Here is an 18,785-nt window from a genome sequence, read left to right as displayed (position 1 = left end):
GGACGGGAGTTTCTGCCCCTAGTCCGGATCGTGAGATGTCTATTTCATGTGCGCGGGGGCGGCGGACAGGAGATCTTCCGCCGCCCGCCGATGCCGCCCTCCGCCGGTCAGCCGACGTCGAGACGCAACAGGTCCTCCTCCGTCTCGCGGCGGACGATCACCCGCGCCTCACCACCGTCGACGGCGACGACCGGCGGGCGGAGCACATGGTTGTAGTTGCTGGCCATGGACCGGCAGTACGCGCCGGTGGCCGGTACGGCCAGGAGGTCGCCCGGTGCCAGGTCGGACGGCAGGAACGCGTCCTTGACCACGATGTCCCCGCTCTCGCAGTGCTTGCCGACGACGCGGGCGAGCATCGGCTCGGCGTCGGAGGTGCGCGACACCAGCGCGACGCTGTACTCCGCGTCGTACAGCGCGGTGCGGATGTTGTCCGACATGCCGCCGTCGACGGAGACGTACGTCCGCAGCCCGTCGAGGGGCTTGACGGTGCCGACCTCGTAGAGCGTGAAGGCGGTCGGGCCGACGATGGCGCGCCCCGGCTCGACGGAGATACGAGGAGTACGCAGCTTGGCGGCCTCGCACTCGCGGCTGACGATCTCAGTGAGGGACTTGGCGATCTCGTGCGGCTCGCGGGGGTCGTCGTCGCTGGTGTACGCGATGCCGAGCCCGCCGCCGAGGTCGATCTCCGGCAGCTCCACGCCGTGCTCGTCGCGGACGGCCTTCAGCAGCGAGACGACCCGGTGCGCGGCGACCTCGAACCCGGACATGTCGAAGATCTGCGACCCGATGTGACTGTGGATGCCGACCAGTTCAAGACCGTCGAGCTGCAGGGCCCGGCGTACGGCCTCGGCGGCCTGCCCGCCGGCCAGCGGGATGCCGAACTTCTGGTCCTCGTGGGCCGTGGCGATGAACTCGTGGGTGTGGGCCTCGACGCCGACGGTGATGCGGATGAGGACCTTCTGCCGCTTCCCGAGGCTCTGCGCGATGTGCGCGACGCGGACGATCTCCTGGAAGGAGTCGAGGACGATGTGCCCGACGCCGACGTCGACAGCCCGGGTGATCTCGTCGACAGACTTGTTGTTGCCGTGGAAGGCGATGCGGTCGGCGGGCATGCCGGCCGACAGGGCGGTGGCCAGCTCGCCGCCGGAGCAGACGTCGACGTTCAGCCCCTCCTCGTCGAGCCAGCGCACCACGGCGCGGGAGAGGAACGCCTTGCCGGCGTAGAAGACGTCGGCGCCGGTCCCGAAGGCGGTGCGCCAGGCACGCGCGCGGGCCCGGAAATCGGCCTCGTCGAGGACGTAGGCGGGGGTGCCGAACTCCTCGGCGAGCCGGGTGACGGGGATGCCTCCGACGGTCACGACCCCGTCCTCGTCACGCGTCACGGTCTGGGCCCACACCTTGGGGTCCAGCGCGTTGAGGTCGGCGGGCGGGGCGGAGTAGTGGCCCTCGGGAAGGACATCGGCGTGACGGGGCCCGGCGGGGTGTGCGGAACGGCTCATGATCTGTACGTGTCTCTCAGAGATGGTCGGGAGCGTCGATACCGAGCAGGGACAGGCCGCCGGCCAGCACCGTCCCGGCGGCTTCGGCGAGCGCGAGCCGGGCACGGTGGGCGGCCGAGGGTTTCTCCTCACCGAGGGGCAGCACGGCGGGGAGCAGGGGCATCGCGGCATCGGCGACGGCGAGGAGGTGCCGGGCCAGGCGGTCGGGGGTGTGATGCGTGGCGGTGGCGGCGAGGACGCGGGGGTGGTCGCCGAGTACGGCGACCAGCGCTTCCGCTTCGCTCACGGGACCGGGCTCGGGGTGGAAGCCGAGGTCGGCGGCGTTGCGCACGAGGGCCCGGGTGCGGGCGTGGGCGTACCGGACGCGGAAGAGGGGGTTGCCCTCCCGCTGGACGAGGTGATCACCGGGGATCCGGGGCCGGTCGTGGGCGGCGGGGTGCAGCAGCGCCCAGCGGCCGGCGTCCCGCCCGAGGGGCAGGGGGTCGGCTGGGGCGGGGACAGGACATACGGTGACGGTCCGGTCGGGGATGAACCGCGGCCCCCGGGTACTGACATCCGCACCGAGGACGGACTTCCACTCCGGGGCGGGCCGGCCGTCGCACACGACCCGGACGAAGTCGCCCTGGCTGCGCGCCAGACGGGCCACCACGTCCGTGACCACGACGGCACGCACCTCTGCCCGGCAGTAGATCTTGAGAGCCGTCCCGCTGAACCCGGTCGTCGTGTGCCCGTAGCGCCGCCCGCGCCGCAGGATCTCTCCGACCAGGTCGGCGGAGGCGGTGCTGTGCAGGCTGAGATTGACGAAGCCGGGCCCGGTGACGACGACGTCGGCGAACCGCCGCTCGTCGAGGAGCCGCGCCCGCAGCATCTCGGCCACGTCACGCGGCGCCCGCCCTGCCTCGCGGGCCAGCCGGAGGGCGATGCTGGTGGCGTAGTCGCCGCAGCCCCCGGGGCCCGGCGGAGCGACCACGACCCGCTCCGGCACGGTCACGCTGAGCTCACCCTCGTCGACAGCGCGGCGCACGGCGTGCAGCACGGTACGGGAGAGCTCGGCGGGGGTCACGGGACAAGCGTATGGGAGGAAGGGGGTGGGTATGCGAGCCGGTTTCCGCCCGGTCCGGGATGTGGACGCGGCGCCTGCGCCAGGCTGCGCAGGAGTCACTCGCCTACGGCACGGCGGGTAGATCCACTTCCTTGGTCTGCTCCTCGGCTTGCCGGGCGTGTTCTTTCTCGTGTTCGTTCGCGCGATCCGTTGCGTGTTCCCTTGTGCGCTCCGTCGCGTGTTCCTTCGGCCGGGCGCCGCTGCGCTGCCGGCCCTCGGCCCGGGCCCGATCGACCAACTGACGCACCATGCGGACCAGTTCGGCGGGCTCGAAGGGCTTGGCGAGGAACGCGTCGACGCCCACTTCGAGTCCGGCCTCGACCTCGTGGTGACCGCAGGCGCTGACGATGGCGAGGGGCATGTCGCGGGTGCGCGGATCGGCGCGGAGGCGAGCGGCTGTCCGGATCCCGTCCAGCCGGGGCATGACGACATCGAGGGTCACGACATCGGGCCGCACCTGATGAACGACATCAAGACACTCGGCACCATCGGCCGCGGTCACGACCTCCAGCCCCTCAAGCTCGAGGTTGACCCTGATCAACTGCCGGATGACCTTGTTGTCGTCCACAACAAGCACCCGGCCCGACGCGCCTGGCACAACTCGAGAGTAGGTCGGCCCCTGCCATCGCGTCCGGGTTTTCCCCACTTCCACCCCGACCGGGCGACCTGCAACCCCGCCCCGGACAGCGGAAACCCGTTCATGACCACCCCGCCGGAGCTGGTAGTGTTCTACCCGTCGCCGCGAGCAACGCGACGGACACGCCCCCGTAGCTCAGGGGATAGAGCAACGGCCTCCGGAGCCGTGTGCGCAGGTTCGAATCCTGCCGGGGGCACCCTGTATGAGGTGCCCAAAGACCCCGTCATCAGCGGAGACGCTGAGCGCGGGGTCTTCGTGTGTGTGCAGGCGTGTGCGGCCCGGTGCGGCCGTATGTCGGGGGCTGTGGACGAGGCGCACACGGGATCTTGGAGCATCGCCGCAGGTGACCGGCGCTTTCAGCGGACGGACAGCTGATCCTCGATACGCCGATTGGCGACATCCTGCCGTCCGTCGAGACACTTCGCGTAGCGGGTCAGCAGGACCTCCACGCTATTGCCGGCGCGCTCGGCCACCTCGGCCGGGTCGACACCGGCGTTGAGCGACGTCGACAGCGCCGAGTGGCGGAGGTCGTACGGCCGACTCGTGAGCGGCGAAGCCGCGACAGCCGGCGGAAGCGCGAGGAGCCGAGCATCAGCGGCGCCGAGTCGGACCGCTCGGAGCAGCGCGGCGCCGAGCTCGTCCGCTAGCGCCCTGACTTCCGTCGCACTTCCCGCGGAAGTGTTTCTGCCGGCCCGCGCCACAATCACGGTCTTGCCACCACTTCACCTTTTGGGAACGCCGTGTGTCTGCGATCTCGAACTCCTCATGACGTCCACCACCCCTCTGACATGCCAGGTAACGCGCAAGTCAACAAGGCGAGCCATGGGGGATCTATCTGCAAGGTGGGATTCCCACGCCCACCAAGAGGATGAGGGGTAGGATGAGTGGCATGAGTGAGCCTACCGGCAAGTATTCCATCACTATGCCGCGCGACATCGCCGAAGCCGCCAAGGCCCGCAGCGGCCCCTCCGGGCTGTCCGCCTACGTGGCCGCCGCCGTGGCCCGTCAGATCGAACGCGACAATCTGAACGAGCTCATCCAGGTCGCCGAGGCCGAGCACGGGCCCGTCACGGACGAGGAGATGCAGACCCTCCGCGACCAGCTCCACCAGGCGCGATTGGAGCAGACGCAGGACGGGGCGAACGCTGCGTGACCCGCTCTCCCGCCGTCCCTGGTGGCTCCCTCGTCCTGGACAGCGAAGGGCTGGCCAAGGCCGTGCTGCGCGATCGCACGGTCACCGGCTGGCTCGCCCTCGCACGCGCCGACGACCTGCGAGTGATCACCTCTGCGGCAACCCTCGTCGAGGTGGTCCACCCCAGGATCAACCGGCCGGCCCTGGAGTGGACGCTGTCCCGCCTTATCGTCGAACCGGTCACCGAACCCATCGCCCGTCACGCCGCCATCCTCCTCGCCGACGCCGGACTGCACGGCCACAAATACGCTATCGACGCCATACTCAGCGCCGCCGCCCTCGCCGCCCCCGCCCCAGTCACGATCCTTACCTCCGACCCGGAGGACCTCACCGCTCTCTGTGGCGGACGCGCCACCGTCATGAAGATTTGACCAGCACCCAGCAAGTTCCGAACAAGCATTCGGTAATGCAAGATTCTCGTTGAACGGCTACGTAGACCACAAGAAGAAGCAGGGCCAATCCGCACAACAGATGACCCCGGTCTCGCATGTACCAGAATCCTTCTCGACTACGCCCGCGAGCTGAAGAGTTCGCGGCACCCGGTTGAGAGTGGTGATTACAGCGTCTCGTTGGTACAAGTGCGACCTTCAGGTCGCGACGCCCGCACAAGAGTTCCGGTTGCCGGCTGGAAGTAGCTTTGACTTCTCCTCGCCGGAGGATCGTGCCGACTTCGCGGATCGTTACATGATCCGCCTGCGTGAACAGGGCGTCGAAGTGATCGCCCTCGCCGACCACAACACCGGCGACTGGCTACCGGACCTGCAGGCCGCGGGAGACCGCCACGGTGTCGTGGTCTTCCCCGGTGTCGAAGTTACGACCGCTTCTGGCGCCGATGGAGCACGCCTCATCCTCATCGGCGATCTCGATCGAACGGCCCGGGACATCGACATGCTGCTCGCCCAAAGTGCGGATTCAATGACGACCACCCCCGCTTTCAGCCCTGCAACCAATCAGCCCGCATCAGCAGGGCACACCCTCTGCCAGATCCTTGATGACCTACCGGATCAGTGGCTTGCGATCGCTCCCCCATGCCCTTACAGACAACGGCATCGCGTCTGAGGAGACGCTCTAATACTCCAGCTGTAGATGGTGATCTTCATGCTTGAGCGGCTTGTCGCCGGTAGTGGCTGGCCTGGGATCGGGCTTGGTGGCGGCGTCGCCAGTCGGACCAGCCGAGCAGATGGTCGGCGTCGTGGACTGTGCGGACCACGAGGGTGATGAACAAGCGTTGGATCTCGTTGCAGGTCAGCCGGATGAGGCCGCCCGGTGCGGGGTGGTGTGAGTGTTCGTCGGCGCGGACGACGGCCAGGAAGGCATGTGCGAGCATGGCAAGGGTCACCCAGCGCGACCAGGACACGTAGCGGCGGACCTGGTGTTCATCCAGGGCAGCCAGACCCTTTCCCGCCTGAAAGAATTCCTCTACCCGCCACCTTGATCCAGCGACCCGCACCAGTTCGGTCAGCGGCACCGGGACGGGCGAGTAGCAGCAGTAGTAGGCGAGTTCGCCCGTGCCGCGCTTGCGGCGGATCAGCAGCTGCCGTCTTCCGGCGCATGGGTCGACGAGGCCGATAACGGCCCAGTCGTAGAATCGGTGTCCTTTGGCCCCGGTCCCTGCCGACAACTTCTGCCAGGCCCGCTTGGGCACCTTTCTGGCCAGGGCATCCGCGCGGAACCTCCCGGCGCCAGTGGTGACTTCGTGCGAGCAGGCCACCGCGAGGACGTAGCCAGTGCCGCGTTCCTCCAGTGTGGTCCGTAGCCTCGGGTTGCCGCCGTAGACCTCGTCGCCGGCCACCCAGACGGCTCGGTGGCCGCCGTCCAGGAACCGCGCGACCATGCGGGCGGCCAGTTCCGGTTTGGTGGCGAAGGTGGCCTCCTCACCGAGTCCGGCGGCGCGGCAGCGGTCGGGGTCGGTGGTCCAGGAACGCGGAACGTACAGCTCCCGGTCTACCGCGGCGTGCCCGCGCCGTCCCGCGTAGACGAGGTAGACGGCGACCTGGGCATTTTCGATTCTGCCCGCGGTGCCGGTGTACTGGCGCTGGACGCCGACCGTGCCGGTGCCCTTCTTGACGTCGCCGGTCTCGTCGACCACCAGCACCGCCCGCTCGTCGTGCAGGTGCTCCACCACATAGCCCCGTAGGTCGTCACGGACGGCGTCGGCATCCCACTTGGCCCGGCTGAGCAGATGCTGCATGGTGTCCGGGGTGGACTCCCCGGCCCACTCAGCGATCGTCCAGCAGTTCTTTCGCGGCAGGTCCGACAGGAGTCCGAGCACCAGCCGTCGAGCTCGGCGCCGTGGCTCCACCCGGGCGAAGCGGCCCGCGATTCGGCCCATCAGGACCTCGAAAGACTCCTGCCAAAGAGTGGGGTCCACGCTGTGACCTGCGGCCACCGCATGGTTTTCAGTCTTCACACCCCGATGATCAACGGTGGCCGCGATCGCCCCCGCACCGGCCCCATCGTCAAGCCACGTGATGAGGCAGGGTGTCAGCCAGGCTGGCGCCAAGGCGTGAGGTCGAGCCCGGGATACCGCAGCGCCATCCCGGCCATCGTCTCCGGGGTCCAGTAGGGATGTCCGGGCGGCGGAAACCCGAATGCCTGGAGCTGGCGCGGTGTGGCCCGCTCGACGAACGTGAACCAGTCCTCCTGGATGGCGGAGTAGGCCCAGCCCCGACGCTGACCCCACTGGACTCCGGAGGGACGGAAGTTCAAGTGCATGGTGAACCGGGCGCCGCGCGGCGCGGTCATGGCTGTTCCGCGATGGACGGTGCCGATCTCGAAGGCGACGACTGTCCCGGCAGTACCGGCTGCGGACACCTCCGCTTCGTACAGGTGCGGGCTGCCGCTGCCGTCCTGGAAGCGGCTCTTGCTTTCGAGGCCGGGCCGCAGATGCCTGTCGGGCACGGCGGGGAGGTCGGCCGTGTGCTTCCGCGAGACAAGGTGCGCCGGGCCGAGTTCCTCGGGCACGTCCGCCAGGTACACGAACATCTCCAGCTGGCGGAAGCCGGGCGCAGTGCTGGGCACCAGAAGAGTATGGCCCGGATAGTCGCAGTGCAGGTCCTGGTCGTAGTCGCTGGCACCGGCGTACTTCGCCCAGGTCTCCGCCCCGGAGATCTGGATGTCGTCGTCTTCCAGCAGCGTCTCGGCGAGCGTCAGGACCCGGTGGTTCACAGCCAGCAGGCTGATCTCCGTGCTGGCGAACGGGAAGTAGTCGATCCCGGCGAACTGGTCGCCGATGAATCGCTCGCGTCGTGCATCGGTTGCGTCGTGGAACCCCTCAGCGGAGGGGAAGAGCAAGTCCAGTTCACCTGCCGCGGGCTTCAGCTCATCGGGTGGGATGAAGCCAGGGAGAATGACGAAGCCGTCTTCACGCCACGCTTGCGCCGCTTCTTCGAGGTCCATCGAGCCAGGATCATCACGGCGGTTGACGCAGGCAAGCGGTTTTCGGGTACCAAGTACACCTCTGGGGCAGACAGTTGCCAACTCCAGACCGAGCCGGAACCATCGCCGCTCCTGAAGCTCGACCGGCCCACCAGACAGCGTGATCACGATCTACAGCTGGAGTACTAAGGCGACCTCCGCTGGAAAGCTCTGCACCACGGCATGCTCGGTGCAATTGACCCAGGCAACGTCTGGCCCGAACGCTTGCGGTCCGGCTCCACAACAAACACCTGTCGTCGTCATCGACGGGAACTCAAGGCCCGCCGCGTCCAGCCAGGCAGAGACCGCCGGCCGTCAGGCTTCGTCGGCGTGGATCTGAGTGCGGCTGCCGACGGGTGATCTGCTGCTGGTCAACCACGAACGGGCCGGTCCGGCGGCGGTTTCGGTGTCGACCGTGAGGTGGAGCCGGGTGCCGCCGCCCGGGGCCGGGTAGCTGCGCTGCTCCGTGCCGGCGAAGCAGTGGCGCAGGACCTCGGCGACCGCACGGGCGGTTTCCGGGGAAGCGGCGACGATACGGACTTCTGCCTGTCCATCAGACGGCAGGGTCTCGATGTCGGTCCTGATCGTGCTCAAGAGGGTGTTGTCCTTTCGGCTGGAGTCGTGGCACCGGTGCGGGAATGCCCGTGCGGTCGGGCCGTGTCCGTGTGGTCGACCGCCGCGGCGGGCCTGGACTCCGGCCTGGGGCGCTTGCGGCGACGTCTGCCGACACCGGGCAGGGCGTCGCTGTAGTGGTGGGCGGCGATGCGTGCGGCGTGCTGGGCGTTGAGCAGTTGGATCAGGCGTACGCCCAGGACGATGGCGATGAGGAACGCCGCGATGAAAACCCCGGTCTCCATGCCTGTCACCCCTGCCATTCCCCGGGCACGGGCTCAGGGATGACGCGCGGCCCGGTCGGATACCCGTAGGGCGACATGCACGCCCCGCCCTCGGCCTCCCAGGTGTCCTCCTGGTTCCGGCTGCGCCGCATGCCGCGCCCGGCGGCGGCCTCGCCGGCTATGAGGGCATCCGCCTTGAGGACGCTCCCAGGGATCGCTGTCGCGGCCATCAACCGGTCTGCGGCAGCGGGACGGGTCGCCGGCGGGATCACCGAGAGGTCCCAGCGGCCGTCGGCGCAGGAGAGCAGGATCAGATCGTCCGCTTCCCGTTCCAGGATCAGATCGTCCGCTTCCCGTTCCAGGAGCAGATCGTCCGCTTCCCGTTCCAGGAGCAGATCGTCCGCTTCCCGTTCGGTGAACCGTCCGACGTGCACGCTGCGGCCGTCCACAACCACCTCGCGGGGGATGACGGGCCAGCGGGCGGGGCTCACGGTGACGCGCGTGATCCGGCCCCGTGATGCGGCGAGGGCGGCCGTCAGCGGAGGCAGCTCGGCGCTCAGGTCCCGGGTGTAGGGCCACCATGCGCCGTCGAGCCGGCCCGCCGGTGTGGTCTTCGATGTCAGCGACAGACGCACCGGAAGCCCTGGAACGTGGTCGCGTCGGGTGGTGGGGCCGAGGATGGTGGTCATGGCGAACCCGTCCCCGGGCCGCCTGTCGGCACCCCGGTGTTCGGTGATCGCCGGGAACGGCACCTGCGTGAATTGCTGGGGCTCGAAATGCTCCCGGTCCTTCGACTCTACTCCTGCACGAGGGCCCGAACCGTTTCATCACCTGCTCCGGGGAGTACCGTGAAACCACCACGGCCGCGTACCCGGCAAGGCGTGCGCCGGATCGGCGCTGCCGGCGCACATGCGGCCGTGCTTCCGAGAGGGGCGGACCATGATGGCTGACTCCGACGTTTCCCACTCTGCCCCGCTGCTTCTGCCGGACGGATTCCATCAGGCGGTGCGACAGGGCACGGCTCTGTTGCGGCTGGAGACCACACCGTCCCGGACGGGGATCCTCGACGGCGCGTGGTGGCCGCGTTCCAGAGACATCGCGACCGAGCTGCCCGCCCTGGTCACGGCCCTCACCGAGCACCTCGGTCCCATCACGCGCGTCGGACTCGACGCGTCCGCCTGGAACGGTCTTCCGACCCGCCTGGTCATCGACGGCCGCGTCGTGCACCTCGACTCCGACCCGGTGGGAGACGACACCGTCCTCATCACCCGCGGCCACAACGACCACTTCACGCTGCTGCTGGTCCCCCCGGACACCACAACCGAGGCCGCACACGCCGCCATGGCCCGAGCGGTCGGCGTCGACAACATGACCAAGGCATCACAGCTCCTGGTCGCCGTCGTCGACCCTGCCCACCCCAGGAACGACGGACCGGCCACCATCTGATCCAGACCACGTCCTGATCCGGAGCCAGGGCCGTTCGTACCCGCCTCCCGCAAGACGCCGAGCGAGAGCTTCTCAGCCCAACAGCATCCATCTGCCACGACTTTGGCTCCCGGCCGCTATGTGTTCGGTGGGCTCTCGAACGGGACGAACACGTCGTCCTTCCTCATCACGCACAAGGCCCAGATGACGAAGCCCGAGACGGTGATCATCACGATCGACCAGACCGGGTAGTACGGCAGGGAGAGGAAGTGGGCGATGATGACGAGGCCGGCGACGCCCACGCCGAGGACGCGAGCCCAGGTCGCCGCCATGAACAGGCCGAAGCTGACGACGAAGGCGACCACGCCCAGGGTGAGGTGGATCCAGCCCCAGGCCGTGAGGTCGAACGCGAAGACGTAGTTCCGCGTCGGGACGAAGATGTCGCCCGCGGCGATCTCCGCGATGCCGCGCATGAGGTCGAGAATGCCGCCGATCATGAGCATGATGGCCGCGAAGACGGTCACGCCGGTGGCCCATTCCCGCAGCGACGTACGGGCGCTGTCCGGGTGCGTGGTGGTCATGCAGACTGCCTCGTTCCCCTGTCGCCCCCCTGTCGCCAACCTCGTGCCCTTCTCAGCGTGCGCGCGGCGAGACGCGAGCGGCCTCACCCGGGAACAGTGAGGCACGTGGAGAATAGAACGCCACTTTCGCCCCATATGCACCGTTGTTCTACGGTGGAGGGGAACGATGCTGCTCATCCCTCATCGATCATCGAGGTGGCGGTCATGACGGAGACCACTCAGCGCAGGAACGCATCCCAGGACGGAAAGGGCGCTCCCGGAACTCGCGGGAGCACCGCCATCGCGGACACGGTCGTCGCGAAGATCGCGGGTATGGCGGCCCGGGAGATTCCCGAGGTGCACAACCTCGGCGGAGGAGTGACCAGGGCCTTCGGGGCTGTGCGTCAGCGGGTGCCGGGCGGGGGCACCGGGGTCACCCAGGGGGTGAAGGTCGAGGTCGGCGAGCGCCAGGCCGCCGTCGATCTGGATGTGGTCGTCGAGTACGGCGCCGCCATCGCCGACACCGCGGCGGACATCCGGACCAACGTCGTCAACGCGGTGGAGCGGATGACGGGCTTGGAGGTCGTGGAGGTCAACATCGCCGTCGACGACGTCCACCTGCCGGACGAGGAGGAGGACGAGTCCGAGCAGCAGGAGAGCAGGCGGGTGGCCTGAGGCCGAGGGTCCGGGGTCAGTAGACGTCCGGGGCAGACCTCTGAGTCAGTAGACCTCCGGGGCCGCCCCGAGGCCGCACGGTACGCGCACGTGCTCACCGTGGCCGCAGTGGACGATCCGGTCGCCGAGGCCGATGGCATCGGCCTCGGCCAGGAAGGCGGACAGCGGCGAACGCATCACCGTGTAGTCCCCGTAGTGCACGGGCAGCACGAGCCGGGGGTCGAGACGACGGGCGAGTTCGGCCCCCTGGGCGCCGTCCATCGTGACCACGAAGCCCCCGGACAGGCGCGTGCCGCCCAGGTGGAGGACGGCGAGATCGGCGGCCGGGAAGCGTTCGGTGATCTCGTCGAGGCCGTCGTAGACGAGCGTGTCGCCCGAGATGTAGAGCCGCATACGGGGCGGTCCGCCGGCCGGGCCGAACTCCAGCATGCTTCCCATCACCGGCGGCAGCAGCCTGCGCAGCGCCGCCTGACCGGCGTGCCGGCCCGGCAGGGCGGTGACCGTGACCTCGACGCCGTCGCGCTGGAGGGTGAGCGCCTTCCAGGTGCGCAGTCCTGCCGTGCGGTGGAACCCGTGCACGGTCCTGAGGCGGCGGGCCGGGTGCGGTGTGGTCAGGATCGGCACCGTGTGGTCCAGGTGCCGGCGGGCGCGGCGGTCCCAGTGGTCGCCGTGCAGATGCGACAGCACGACCGCGTCGAGACGGGGCAGCTCGTGCACGTCGAGGGCCGGTTCGGTCAGGCGGCGGCTCACCAGGCCGTGGCCGAGGTAGGCGTACTGCCCTCGGTGCAGGAAGTTCGGGTCGGTGAGGAGGGTGAGCGGGCCGTACGACAGCAGCACCGTCGCGTTGCCGATGAAGTGGATGTCGATCGCGTCGCCGGTGACGTGATGGTGGTCGTCACCGGTGAGGTGATGGTGGTCGTCACCGGTGAGGTGATGGTGGTCGTGGTGGTTCCTGGGCTGCGGCATGGCACTCGCCGGTCTCCCTTGGAGGGGCGTGCCCGCGCGGGAGGGCGTCAGGCCGAGCGTTTGCGGGGAGTCGACTTCTTCGCCGTCGTCTTCTTGGCGGTGCTCTTCGACGCCGTCTTCTTGGTCGTTCCCTGGCCCGACTTGGACGTCGTCTTCTTCGCCGCCGTGGTCTTCTTGGCCGCCGTCTTCTTCGCGGTGGACGTCGACTTCTTGCCGCCGGTCTGCTTGGGGGCCGTGCGGGCCGTCTTGCGCTGCGGGAGCGACTTGACCTCGGCGTGCTCGGCCTCCTCGCCCCTGGACTCGCGGGCCGCGCGGACGCTGCTCTCCAGGGCTGCCATCAGGTCCAGGACCTTGCCGCCCGTGGCCGGTTCCGGGGCCTGGGGCAGGGCCTCGCCGGACGCCTTCGCGGCGATGACCTCCTCCACCGCCTCGCGGTACTCGTCGTGCAGGTCCTCCAGGTCGACCTCGCCCAGGGTGTCCATCAGTGCGTCGGCCAGATCCAGTTCCTGGTCACGGACGGTGACGTCGGTGTCGGGGGCCAGGCCCTCGGGGGCGCGGACCTCGTCGGGCCACAGCAGGCCGTGCATGGCGATGGCCTCGCCGACGACCCTGAGCATGCCCAGGCGCTCGCGGCCACGCAGGGCGAACTTGGCGATCGCCACCTTGTTGCTGCGCTTCAGCGCCTCGCGCAGCAGCGTGTACGGCTTCGCCGCCGGGGCGCCGCTCGCCTGGAGGTAGTACGCGGCGTCCATCTGCAGCGGGTCGATGCGGTCCGCCGGGACGAAGGCGACGATCTCGATCGTCTTCGCCGTCGGGAGGGGCAGGCTGGACAGGTCCTCCTCGGTGATGGGGATGATCGTGCCGTCCGCGTCCTCGTAGCCCTTGCCGATCTCCCCCTGGGTGACCTCGCGGTCCTCCAGTTCGCAGAATTTGCGGTAGCGGATGCGGCCGCCGTCCTCGGTGTGGATCTGGCGGAAGGAGATCGAGTGGCTCTCGGTGGCGTTCACCAGCTTGATCGGGATGCTGACCAGGCCGAACGAGATGGCGCCGTTCCATATGGATCTCACGTGCTGCACCCTTCCGGTCACGCTCGGGAGCGTTCGTCACGGTTTGCATGGGATTCTTATCGTATGGCGCCTATCACAGTGGTGGAGGGGCGACGGCTCGCTCTCAGCAATCTGGAGAAGGTGCTGTATCCCGCCACCGGCTTCACCAAGGGCGAGGTGCTGCACTACTACGCGACCGTCGCCGAGGTCCTGCTGCCCCATCTGCGGGACCGGGCGGTGTCCTTCCTGCGGTATCCGGACGGCCCGGACGGGCAGGTGTTCTTCACGAAGAACGTGCCGCCGGGTACGCCCGAGTGGGTCACCACCGCCGAGGTGCCACGGGTCGAGGGGCCCTCGCGGATGGTCCTGGTGCAGGACCTGCCGAGCCTGATGTGGTCGGCGAACCTCGTGGCCGAGTTCCACACCCACCAGTGGCTCGTCGACACCCCGGACGAGGCCGACCGGATCGTGTTCGACCTCGACCCCGGGGCGCCGGCGAGCATCGTGCAGTGCTGCGAGGTCGCGCTGTGGCTGCGGGACCGGCTCGCGCGCGACGGCATCGAGACCTACGCCAAGACCTCCGGCTCGAAGGGGCTGCATCTGCTCGCCGCCGTGCGGGGAGCGTCCTCAGAGCGGGTGTCCGAGTACGCCAAGGCACTCGCCGTCGAGGCCGAGAAGGCCATGCCACGCCTCGCCCTGCACCGGATGACCAGGAGCCTGCGTCCGGGGAAGGTCTTCGTCGACTGGAGCCAGAACGCCGCCCGCAAGACCACGGCGACCCCCTACACCCTCCGGGCCCGCCCCGAGCCGACCGTCTCCGCCCCGGTGACCTGGGAGGAGGTCGAGGAGTGCCGCGCACCCGGCCGGCTGGACTTCCGTGCGGCCGACATCGCCCCGCGGGTCCAGGACTACGGCGACCTGCTGGCTCCCCTGCTGGACACGGACACGGCCGGGACGCTCCCGTAGCCGGACCGCCGGCGGACTCCTGACGGGGATCGCCCTGGCCGGGTGCAGGTGCTGGCGTGTCCCGCCCGGCCGGTACCGGCCGAGCCCCTCAACCCGCGTCCCTCACACGCGTCCCCGACCCGGGTTCCTCACACCCGCGCCCCTCAACTGGCGTCCCCGACCCGCGTTCCTCACACCCGCGTCCCTCAACCCCACGTCTCTCACACCCGCGTCCACGTGTTCCGGTCGCGGGCCATCGCGTGCAGCGCCTCCACGTCTGCCGGTTTCAGGACCCCGCCCCGCTGGGACAGGCCCTCCACCTCCGGGGCCGTCAGGACGTGGACCGTCCGGGGGGCGGTGGGGATCGAGAGCATCCCCGGGTCCACCAGGGCGAGCACCGGGCGGACCTCCGCCGTCAGGGCGTAGGAGGCGCGGTCGGCGTCGGTGCGGAGGCGACGCAGGAGCGGCTGGGGGTCGCGGCGGCCCAGGGTGATCATGGGGTCGGCGACGCTGACGCGCTGCTTGCGGGCGTGGAGGGTGTGGACGGAGTAGAGGCCGCCGGGGCCGATCAGCAGGTGGTGGATGCGGTCGCCGCCGGGGAGTGGCACCGAGTGCAGGGCGTGCCAGCCCGCGCCGTCGAGGCGGTCCAGGGCGTCGCCGACCGTCTGCTCGGCGGCCAGGGCCCTGCGGCGCGGGTCGGGGCGCAGCCGGTGCGTGGGGCCGGGGTCACGGTCGAGGGCGACGATGAGGGCCTCGCCGGGGCGGTTGGGGGCCAGGTCGTCGTCGGGGTGGAGGGTGAGGCGGGCCAGTTCGGCGGGGGTCGGCACCGGGGGCGGCCCCACGGTCACGGGGCCGGTGACGAAGGGGCCGAGGGCCCGCATGACGTCGTCCTCGCGGTCCTGGACGAGCAGGTTCACCCGGGCGGCCTCACGGTCGTACCAGGCGATGTTCCCGCCGTCCGGGAGGCAGACGTACAGCCGCTCCCGGCCGTGCCGCCAGGTCGGTATGACGCGCAGTCCGTTCATGCACCATCACCCCATTCCATGGGAACAGGCGGGGTGCTGCGGGGGCAAGAACCCGGCTACCTTGGAGAGGAGTTGGGCCTGCCCGCGGACCCTCGGGCGGTGATCGTGGGGAGGCGCCGTTGCGTACCCGCAGTAAACCCGACGTGCCCGCTCCGGAGAGTGCGTGGAGCGAGGTCGTCCCCGGGCTCTGGATGGGCGGTCACGAGTACACCGGGGCCTTGGGGCACCTGGAGTTCGCCGTCGTGCGGAACGAGTTCGATCTCGTGCAGACGCTGCTGCGGCTGCCGGGGCACGGGCCCGATCCCGGCGTGCGGCACCAGGTGTGGCCCATCCCCGACGGGCCGCTGGACGGGACACAGCTCGCCGGGGTGATCCGGCTGGCCGAGGCGGCGTGCGAGGCGATGAGCGAGGGCCGCAGCGTGCTCGTCCGCTGTTACCACGGGTACAACCGTTCCGGCCTGGTGGTCGCGCACGCGCTGATGCGCCAGGGCAGCTCCGCGGAGGCGGCGATCCGGCTGATCCGGGACCGCCGCTCGTCCTGGGCGCTGCACAACGAGCTGTTCGTCGAGTACCTGCGGGCCGGGCTGGCCACGGCCAGGCTGTTGGAGGAGCTCACCGAGTAACCGGCACCCGTACACCCGGCACCCGTACGCCTTCCCGCCCGCGGCCGCACACGTCCGGCCACCCTCTCGCGCAAATGGGACTTCCCTACGAATAAGGTGTACGCGGCCGACGGTCGCGTCCGCCCGCGTCATCATCCCCGAACGCCAGGAGTGCAGTGCCCCTCAGCCGCCCCGGACAGGCCGCCCGTCGCCTCGCCGTCGTCGCCCTCCTGCTGGCCGCCGCCGTGGGCTGCGGGGACGCCGGAGGGCTGGAGGGCGCGGGCTCGACCCCGACGGCACAGGGACCGGCCCGGCTCTGGCCGGAGCTGACCCCGGCGTCCAGCCCGGCCTTCGAGATCGGCGAGGTGAACACCGAGGTGGTCGAGGGGGTGAAGGTGCCCGGCGACGACATCCGCCGGGTGGACCCGGTCGGGATCGTCCAGGCCGAGATCGCCCGGCACCCCGGCGAGTACGACGGCGCCAAGGCGCCCTACCGCGGCACGAAGCGCGGGATGGCCGAGTGCGCGAAGGGCCCTGGACACGGGACGTGCCCTGTGCTCAAGCCGTACTACCGGGATCTGACCGGCGACGGGCACGACGATCTGACGCTGGGCTTCCCTCTGCTGCCCGGCAAGACGACCGCGGTCCGCGTCTACACCGTCGAGAAGCACCGGCTGGTGCAGGTGATGGCCTGGGAGGACGCGCTCAGCGGCGTCGAGCTGGCCGGGCGCTCCCTGGTGATCCGCTCGCCGTCGGAGGTCGCGGGGTACGAGTACCGCCTGCAGTGGACCTGGGACCGGGACCAGCGGGCCATGCTCCTCACCCACGACGAGATGCTGCGCACCGGCCCGCGCAAGCACTCCCGGCATCCGTCGGCCTCCCCCATCGCCACCCCGTCCCCCTCCCTCTCCTCGTCCGCCTCCCCGTCCGGTTCTGCCTCGGTGAGCGGCGGATGAGGCCCGGGCTGCCCCAGTGGTCCGGGACGCTCGCCGCGAAGGCCGCCGCCTTCATCACGGTGATGTGCTGCGCCCTGGCGGCCCTGCTCGGCGTCCTGGTGCACGTGCAGGTGACGAACCAGACCGTCGGCCAGGCCCGCGACCAGGCGCTGCAGCGGCTGACGCAGGCGACGGAGCGGTACGAGGCCGGGGACACGCTGCGGCGGGGCGCCGGGGTGGATCCGCCGGGGCTGCCCGGGGAGTTGCGGGACCTGGCGGTGGCCGGGGACCGCGGCACGATGGTCGCCGAACGTGAGGGACATCCCACGATGTGGGCGGCGGGTCCCGTCGACGGCGAGCGAGCGCTGGCCGTCGCGGTCGACTACTCGCAGCAGGCCCGCACGATCGAGGGTCTGGACCGGGCGATCTTGTGGTCGTCGGGTCTGGCGATCGGGGCGACGCTGCTGGTCGGGGCGTTCGCTGTGACGCGGGTGACGCGGCGACTGCACACCACGGCACTGGTCGCGCGGCGGATCAGCGCGGGCGATCTGGACGCGCGCGTGAAGGACCCCCGCACGGGCCCCGGCACGGGCCCGCGCACGAAGGCCGGCCCTCAGGACGAGGTGGCCGCGGTCGCCGCCGCGCTGGACTCCATGGCGGCCTCGCTCCAGGGCAAGCTGCTGGCCGAGCAACGATTCACGGCGGATGTCGCGCACGAACTGCGCACGCCGCTGACCGGGTTGCACGCGGCGGCGGAGCTGTTGCCGCCGGGCCGTCCGACAGAGCCGGTCCGCGACCGGGTGGCGGCGCTGCGCACGCTCACCGAGGACCTGCTGGAGATCTCCCGGCTGGACACCGGCCGGGAGCGGCTGGAACTGGACACGGAGCGACTGGGGCCGCTGGCCGAGCGGACGGTGCGGGCCGCCGGGAACGGCGCGGAGGTCAGGGTCGTACGGGATGTGTCCGTGGAGACGGACCGGCGGCGGCTGGAGCGGGTGCTGGGCAACCTCGTGGCCAACGCCCACCAGCACGGACGGGGTCCGGTGGTGCTGACCGTGGACGGTCCGGTGGTGACCGTTCGCGACCACGGGGACGGGTTCCCGGAGTACCTGGTCACCCACGGGCCGCAGCGGTTCCGCACGGAGGGCGGTACACGGGGGCACGGGCTCGGGCTGACCATCGCACGGGGACAGGCCGAGGTGCTGGGGGCGCGGCTGGAGTTCGCGAACGCTCCGGAGGGCGGGGCGGTGGCCACCCTGAAGCTGGCGGCGGAGTGAGGGCCCGCGGCGCGTTCTCCTATGGCCCAGCGTGAGGGGCGACACCCCCTGGGCGCTCCTAATGTGGCGATAAGTCAGCTTCGGCACCCTCGCCCATCCATGGAGGTACCCCCATGTCCCTGCGCACCCGTCTCTCCATAGCCACCGCCGCCGGGCTCCTCGCCGCCGCGGCCGCCGTCACGCCCGCCGCCGCCCAGGACGACTGGGACCCGAGCGGCGGCAACGGCAACGGCGGCAATGGCAACAGCCAATACGACCCCAGCGGCGGGAACGGCGGCAACGGCAACGAGGGCAACGGCGGGAATGGGAACGGCAACGGCAACGGCAACGGCGGGAACGGCAGCGGCGGCAACGGCAGCGGCGGGAACGGCCACCACGACCAGCGCCTCTACGAGGGCGTCGTCACGGCGGACACGCTGGCGCTGCGCAGCGCTCCGAACCGCGGTTCGCAGATCATCCGGTTCGCCCACCGGGGCGACGTCGTCAAGATCTTCTGCAAGACGGGCGGCGAGACCGTGCAGGGCAATCCGCTCTGGTACCTGCTGACGGACGGCACCTGGGCCTGGGGCGCGGCCCGGTACATCGACAACATCGGCCCCGCGCCACGCTGGTGCTGACACTCGGTCACCCAAAGGCACACAAGACG

Annotated in this window: 22 protein-coding genes, 1 tRNA gene and 1 pseudogene; 11 read left to right on the top strand and 13 right to left on the bottom strand. The window is 70.2% G+C overall.

What is annotated here, in order from left to right; all coding sequences use genetic code 11:
* Positions 1 to 107 precede the first annotated feature (107 nt).
* From lysA to ACFY9S_RS21700, 3 genes are all read right to left on the bottom strand, one after another.
* Positions 108 to 1,499, bottom strand: a complete 1,392-nt coding sequence (gene lysA, locus ACFY9S_RS21710) for a diaminopimelate decarboxylase (protein ID WP_391130992.1) — start codon at positions 1,497 to 1,499, stop codon at positions 108 to 110.
* Between the two features lie 16 nt (positions 1,500 to 1,515).
* On the bottom strand, positions 1,516 to 2,562 hold the full coding sequence (gene nrtL, locus ACFY9S_RS21705) for an ArgS-related anticodon-binding protein NrtL (protein WP_391130989.1): 1,047 nt from the start codon (positions 2,560 to 2,562) through the stop codon (positions 1,516 to 1,518).
* A 103-nt stretch (positions 2,563 to 2,665) separates the two neighbouring features.
* Complete coding sequence (locus tag ACFY9S_RS21700) at positions 2,666 to 3,247, bottom strand: response regulator (RefSeq protein ID WP_391130986.1); 582 nt, start codon at positions 3,245 to 3,247, stop codon at positions 2,666 to 2,668.
* A gap of 115 nt (positions 3,248 to 3,362) precedes the next feature.
* Between ACFY9S_RS21700 and ACFY9S_RS21695 the strand changes: the two genes are divergently transcribed.
* Positions 3,363 to 3,434 (top strand) — tRNA-Arg (locus ACFY9S_RS21695).
* A 160-nt stretch (positions 3,435 to 3,594) separates the two neighbouring features.
* On the opposite strand, the pseudogene ACFY9S_RS21690 reads toward ACFY9S_RS21695, so the two are convergent.
* Positions 3,595 to 3,831: pseudogene (locus ACFY9S_RS21690) on the bottom strand (site-specific integrase); the annotation flags it as partial.
* A gap of 296 nt (positions 3,832 to 4,127) precedes the next feature.
* Here ACFY9S_RS21690 and ACFY9S_RS21685 point away from each other — a divergent pair.
* From ACFY9S_RS21685 to ACFY9S_RS21675, 3 genes are all read left to right on the top strand, one after another.
* Positions 4,128 to 4,391 (top strand): CopG family transcriptional regulator, encoded by a 264-nt coding sequence (locus tag ACFY9S_RS21685; protein WP_391130983.1) that lies wholly within the window; start codon positions 4,128 to 4,130, stop codon positions 4,389 to 4,391.
* Positions 4,388 to 4,801 carry a DNA-binding protein gene (locus ACFY9S_RS21680; protein WP_391130980.1) on the top strand — a complete coding sequence of 138 codons (414 nt, stop codon included), beginning with the start codon at positions 4,388 to 4,390 and terminating at the stop codon, positions 4,799 to 4,801. Before ACFY9S_RS21685 ends, ACFY9S_RS21680 begins: the two co-directional genes overlap by 4 nt.
* A 178-nt stretch (positions 4,802 to 4,979) precedes the next feature.
* Positions 4,980 to 5,489, top strand: a complete 510-nt coding sequence (locus ACFY9S_RS21675; protein WP_391130977.1) for a PHP domain-containing protein — start codon at positions 4,980 to 4,982, stop codon at positions 5,487 to 5,489.
* A 37-nt stretch (positions 5,490 to 5,526) separates the two neighbouring features.
* Here ACFY9S_RS21675 and ACFY9S_RS21670 read toward each other — a convergent pair whose 3' ends face one another.
* The 5 genes from ACFY9S_RS21670 to ACFY9S_RS21650 form a co-directional block, all read right to left on the bottom strand.
* Complete coding sequence (locus ACFY9S_RS21670; RefSeq protein WP_391131194.1) at positions 5,527 to 6,762, bottom strand: IS701 family transposase; 1,236 nt, start codon at positions 6,760 to 6,762, stop codon at positions 5,527 to 5,529.
* A gap of 152 nt (positions 6,763 to 6,914) precedes the next feature.
* Complete coding sequence (locus ACFY9S_RS21665) at positions 6,915 to 7,829, bottom strand: phytanoyl-CoA dioxygenase family protein (protein WP_391130974.1); 915 nt, start codon at positions 7,827 to 7,829, stop codon at positions 6,915 to 6,917.
* A 333-nt stretch (positions 7,830 to 8,162) separates the two neighbouring features.
* Positions 8,163 to 8,441 carry a hypothetical protein gene (locus tag ACFY9S_RS21660; RefSeq protein WP_391130971.1) on the bottom strand — a complete coding sequence of 93 codons (279 nt, stop codon included), beginning with the start codon at positions 8,439 to 8,441 and terminating at the stop codon, positions 8,163 to 8,165.
* Complete coding sequence (locus ACFY9S_RS21655) at positions 8,438 to 8,704, bottom strand: hypothetical protein (RefSeq protein ID WP_391130968.1); 267 nt, start codon at positions 8,702 to 8,704, stop codon at positions 8,438 to 8,440. Before ACFY9S_RS21655 ends, ACFY9S_RS21660 begins: the two co-directional genes overlap by 4 nt.
* A gap of 5 nt (positions 8,705 to 8,709) precedes the next feature.
* On the bottom strand, positions 8,710 to 9,372 hold the full coding sequence (locus ACFY9S_RS21650; RefSeq protein ID WP_391130965.1) for a DUF5994 family protein: 663 nt from the start codon (positions 9,370 to 9,372) through the stop codon (positions 8,710 to 8,712).
* Positions 9,373 to 9,625: 253 nt separating this feature from the next.
* On the opposite strand from ACFY9S_RS21650, the gene ACFY9S_RS21645 reads away from it, so the two are divergent.
* Complete coding sequence (locus ACFY9S_RS21645; protein ID WP_391131191.1) at positions 9,626 to 10,129, top strand: DUF5994 family protein; 504 nt, start codon at positions 9,626 to 9,628, stop codon at positions 10,127 to 10,129.
* Between the two features lie 116 nt (positions 10,130 to 10,245).
* Here the strand turns inward: ACFY9S_RS21645 and ACFY9S_RS21640 are convergent, their stop codons facing one another.
* On the bottom strand, positions 10,246 to 10,689 hold the full coding sequence (locus tag ACFY9S_RS21640; protein ID WP_391130962.1) for a hypothetical protein: 444 nt from the start codon (positions 10,687 to 10,689) through the stop codon (positions 10,246 to 10,248).
* A 204-nt stretch (positions 10,690 to 10,893) separates the two neighbouring features.
* Between ACFY9S_RS21640 and ACFY9S_RS21635 the strand changes: the two genes are divergently transcribed.
* Positions 10,894 to 11,343 carry an Asp23/Gls24 family envelope stress response protein gene (locus ACFY9S_RS21635; protein ID WP_391130960.1) on the top strand — a complete coding sequence of 150 codons (450 nt, stop codon included), beginning with the start codon at positions 10,894 to 10,896 and terminating at the stop codon, positions 11,341 to 11,343.
* Between the two features lie 45 nt (positions 11,344 to 11,388).
* On the opposite strand, the gene ACFY9S_RS21630 is transcribed toward ACFY9S_RS21635, so the two are convergent.
* Both ACFY9S_RS21630 and ACFY9S_RS21625 read right to left on the bottom strand, forming a co-directional pair.
* Positions 11,389 to 12,309, bottom strand: coding sequence for an MBL fold metallo-hydrolase (locus ACFY9S_RS21630; RefSeq protein WP_391130957.1), 921 nt, complete (start codon positions 12,307 to 12,309; stop codon positions 11,389 to 11,391).
* A gap of 47 nt (positions 12,310 to 12,356) precedes the next feature.
* Positions 12,357 to 13,385 carry a Ku protein gene (locus ACFY9S_RS21625; protein WP_391131188.1) on the bottom strand — a complete coding sequence of 343 codons (1,029 nt, stop codon included), beginning with the start codon at positions 13,383 to 13,385 and terminating at the stop codon, positions 12,357 to 12,359.
* Positions 13,386 to 13,439: 54 nt separating this feature from the next.
* On the opposite strand from ACFY9S_RS21625, the gene ligD reads away from it, so the two are divergent.
* Entirely contained in the window at positions 13,440 to 14,321 is an 882-nt protein-coding gene (gene ligD / locus ACFY9S_RS21620) for a non-homologous end-joining DNA ligase (RefSeq protein ID WP_391130954.1), read from the top strand.
* A gap of 200 nt (positions 14,322 to 14,521) precedes the next feature.
* Here the strand turns inward: ligD and ACFY9S_RS21615 are convergent, their stop codons facing one another.
* Positions 14,522 to 15,325, bottom strand: a complete 804-nt coding sequence (locus tag ACFY9S_RS21615) for an NERD domain-containing protein (RefSeq protein WP_391130951.1) — start codon at positions 15,323 to 15,325, stop codon at positions 14,522 to 14,524.
* A gap of 119 nt (positions 15,326 to 15,444) precedes the next feature.
* On the opposite strand from ACFY9S_RS21615, the gene ACFY9S_RS21610 reads away from it, so the two are divergent.
* From ACFY9S_RS21610 to ACFY9S_RS21595, 4 genes are all read left to right on the top strand, one after another.
* On the top strand, positions 15,445 to 15,948 hold the full coding sequence (locus ACFY9S_RS21610; RefSeq protein ID WP_245936739.1) for a dual specificity protein phosphatase family protein: 504 nt from the start codon (positions 15,445 to 15,447) through the stop codon (positions 15,946 to 15,948).
* 155 nt (positions 15,949 to 16,103) lie between these two features.
* The gene (locus ACFY9S_RS21605) at positions 16,104 to 16,883 is read left to right on the top strand and encodes a hypothetical protein (protein WP_391130948.1); all 780 of its coding nucleotides are present in this window, start codon (positions 16,104 to 16,106) and stop codon (positions 16,881 to 16,883) included.
* Complete coding sequence (locus ACFY9S_RS21600; RefSeq protein WP_391130945.1) at positions 16,880 to 18,139, top strand: ATP-binding protein; 1,260 nt, start codon at positions 16,880 to 16,882, stop codon at positions 18,137 to 18,139. Before ACFY9S_RS21605 ends, ACFY9S_RS21600 begins: the two co-directional genes overlap by 4 nt.
* 113 nt (positions 18,140 to 18,252) lie before the next feature.
* Positions 18,253 to 18,756: an SH3 domain-containing protein gene (locus ACFY9S_RS21595; RefSeq protein WP_391130942.1), complete on the top strand. Its 504-nt coding sequence runs from the start codon at positions 18,253 to 18,255 to the stop codon at positions 18,754 to 18,756.
* The last annotated feature ends 29 nt before the right edge of the window (positions 18,757 to 18,785 follow it).

Source organism: Streptomyces sp. NPDC012474 (genome assembly GCF_042955185.1).
GTDB lineage: Bacteria > Actinomycetota > Actinomycetes > Streptomycetales > Streptomycetaceae > Streptomyces > Streptomyces cahuitamycinicus.
Note: the sequence above shows the minus strand (reverse complement) of the source record. Positions and strands in the feature narration are given on the sequence as shown.

Coding starts and splice junctions, on each gene's coding strand:
- lysA (WP_391130992.1), bottom strand. CDS start 1,499: ATGAGCCGTTCCGCACACCCCGCCGGGCCCCGTCACGCCGATGTCCTT.
- ACFY9S_RS21685 (WP_391130983.1), top strand. CDS start 4,128: ATGAGTGAGCCTACCGGCAAGTATTCCATCACTATGCCGCGCGACATC.
- ACFY9S_RS21670 (WP_391131194.1), bottom strand. CDS start 6,762: ATGGGCCGAATCGCGGGCCGCTTCGCCCGGGTGGAGCCACGGCGCCGA.
- ACFY9S_RS21665 (WP_391130974.1), bottom strand. CDS start 7,829: ATGGACCTCGAAGAAGCGGCGCAAGCGTGGCGTGAAGACGGCTTCGTC.
- ACFY9S_RS21655 (WP_391130968.1), bottom strand. CDS start 8,704: ATGGAGACCGGGGTTTTCATCGCGGCGTTCCTCATCGCCATCGTCCTG.
- ACFY9S_RS21650 (WP_391130965.1), bottom strand. CDS start 9,372: ATGACCACCATCCTCGGCCCCACCACCCGACGCGACCACGTTCCAGGG.
- ACFY9S_RS21645 (WP_391131191.1), top strand. CDS start 9,626: ATGGCTGACTCCGACGTTTCCCACTCTGCCCCGCTGCTTCTGCCGGAC.
- ACFY9S_RS21640 (WP_391130962.1), bottom strand. CDS start 10,689: ATGACCACCACGCACCCGGACAGCGCCCGTACGTCGCTGCGGGAATGG.
- ACFY9S_RS21635 (WP_391130960.1), top strand. CDS start 10,894: ATGACGGAGACCACTCAGCGCAGGAACGCATCCCAGGACGGAAAGGGC.
- ACFY9S_RS21630 (WP_391130957.1), bottom strand. CDS start 12,309: ATGCCGCAGCCCAGGAACCACCACGACCACCATCACCTCACCGGTGAC.
- ligD (WP_391130954.1), top strand. CDS start 13,440: ATGGCGCCTATCACAGTGGTGGAGGGGCGACGGCTCGCTCTCAGCAAT.
- ACFY9S_RS21615 (WP_391130951.1), bottom strand. CDS start 15,325: ATGAACGGACTGCGCGTCATACCGACCTGGCGGCACGGCCGGGAGCGG.
- ACFY9S_RS21600 (WP_391130945.1), top strand. CDS start 16,880: ATGAGGCCCGGGCTGCCCCAGTGGTCCGGGACGCTCGCCGCGAAGGCC.
- ACFY9S_RS21595 (WP_391130942.1), top strand. CDS start 18,253: ATGTCCCTGCGCACCCGTCTCTCCATAGCCACCGCCGCCGGGCTCCTC.